The organism is Nocardioides sp. (assembly GCF_031422975.1).
Classification (GTDB): domain Bacteria; phylum Actinomycetota; class Actinomycetes; order Propionibacteriales; family Nocardioidaceae; genus Nocardioides.
The window spans coordinates 1-1838 of sequence record NZ_JANPEO010000247.1 but is presented as its reverse complement, the minus strand read 5'-3'; the positions used below and the strand labels follow the sequence as shown (position 1 = coordinate 1838).

The following is a 1838-nucleotide window of genomic DNA, read 5'->3' as shown; positions in this document are numbered from 1 at the left end:
CCCGGGTCGTCGAGGCGACCTCGAGGTCGACCCCGAGCTCGGCAGCGAGCGTGCGGATCGCGCCGATGGCGTCGGCCCAGGAGGCCGCTCGCCCTGCACCCCACCAGCCTGCCTCCTCGGCGTGTCCGGTCAGCGCGATCGCCAGGTGCATCGGCTGGCTGGGCACGGCCTTCTCGATGGCCGCCCATTCCTCGTCGGTGGGTCGCCGCTCGACGCCGAGGATCGGGGCCCGCTCGTCGCCGGTCGGCGCGAACACCAGGCTGGTCTCGAACAGCGCCACGTCGGTGTTGCCGCGGCCGACGTTGCGGGCCAGGGCCTTGATCAGGCCGGGCAGCAGCGTCGTGGCGAGCAGCGGCTCCTCGCTGTTGAGCGGGTTGACCACACGCAGGGCGGTACGGCGGTCGTCGTCGCCCGGGAGGTCGAGCCGGTCCCAGTCGGCCTCGCCGACGAAGGGGTAGCTGATCGTCTCCACCAGACCGGCGCCGGCGAGCGTGAGCCCGACCCGGCGGCGCAACCGCTGGGCCTCGGTGCGACCGCGACCGGGCGGGGCCGGCGGCAGCACCGAGGGCACCTGGTCGTAGCCGACGATCCGGACGACCTCCTCGACGAGGTCGTAGGGGTCGGTGAGGTCCGGACGCCACGAGGGCGCGAGCGCGTTCAGGGTCTCACCGTCGAGCGAGACGTCGCAGCCGACGGCCGTCAGGTTGTCGACGGTGGTCTCGTGCGCGATCTCGATGCCGCTGATCCGCGCCGGCAGGTCCACCGGGATGGTGATCGTGGCCGGTGCCGGCGGCGTGCCGATCACCGTCACGCCCGGGTCGGTGGTGGCTCCCCCGAGGTCGACCAGCAGCTCGACGACCCGATCGGCCACCACCTGCGGCAGCAGCGGGTCGACGCCGCGCTCGAAGCGCTTGGACGCCTCGGAGTGGAGCTTGTGTCGCTTGCCTGCGCGGAAGACGGAGACCGGGTCGAAGTGCGCGGCCTCCACGACGATGTCGGTCGTGGTGTCGGACAGCTCGGTGGTCTCGCCGCCCATGACGCCGGCGATGCCGATCGGTCCGTTGTCGTCGGCGATCACGAGGTCGGCCTCGGTGAGCGGACGCACGACGCTGTCGAGAGTGGTGATCCGCTCCCCCGCGAGCGCCCGCCGGACCTGGATGGCACCGGCGAGACTGGCCCGGTCGTAGCAGTGGTTGGGCTGGCCGAGCTCGAGCATCACGTAGTTCGAGATGTCGACGCCGAGGCTGATCGGCCGCATGCCGGCCTGCTCGAGTCGGGTGGCCATCCACGCGGGCGTCTGCGCCGTCGGGTCGAAGCCGCTGACGGTGCGTGCCGTGAAGACGGGGCAACCCTCGGCATCCTCGACCACCACGGGGTAGCCCCGGTCGTCGGCTGCCGGGGTCTGCCTGAGGGCAGGGTCGGTGAACAGCAGCCCGAATCCGAGGGCAGCCTCGCGGGCGATCCCGCGCAGGGACAGGGCGTAGGCCCGGTCGGGGTTGATCTCGAACTCGATGACCGGGTCATCCATGCCGAGCACGTCGAAGGCGTTGTCGCCCGGCTCACCCGCATCTGCGGGCAGCACGATGATGCCGTCGTGGTCGGTGCCGAGCCCGAGCTCGGCGGAGGAACAGATCATCCCCGCGGACAGGTGGCCGTAGGTCTTGCGCGCGCTGATCTCGAAGTCGCCGGGCAGCACGGCACCCGGCAGGCACACCACGACGAGGTCACCCTCGACGAAGTTGTGCGCGCCGCAGACGATGCCCCGAACGGCGCTCTCACGATCGGGACCGGGTGCCGTGAGCACCTGGCACCACCGGATGGTCTTTCCGTTCGACTGC

The 1838-nt window shown here is 71.7% G+C and carries 1 protein-coding gene; it reads right to left on the bottom strand.

Annotated elements, in window-relative coordinates:
- On the bottom strand, positions 1 to 1804 hold a 1804-nt coding region (gene pheT / locus RMO85_RS07340; protein ID WP_310528051.1), incomplete at its 3' end, for a phenylalanine--tRNA ligase subunit beta.
- Positions 1805 to 1838: the final 34 nt, after the last annotated feature.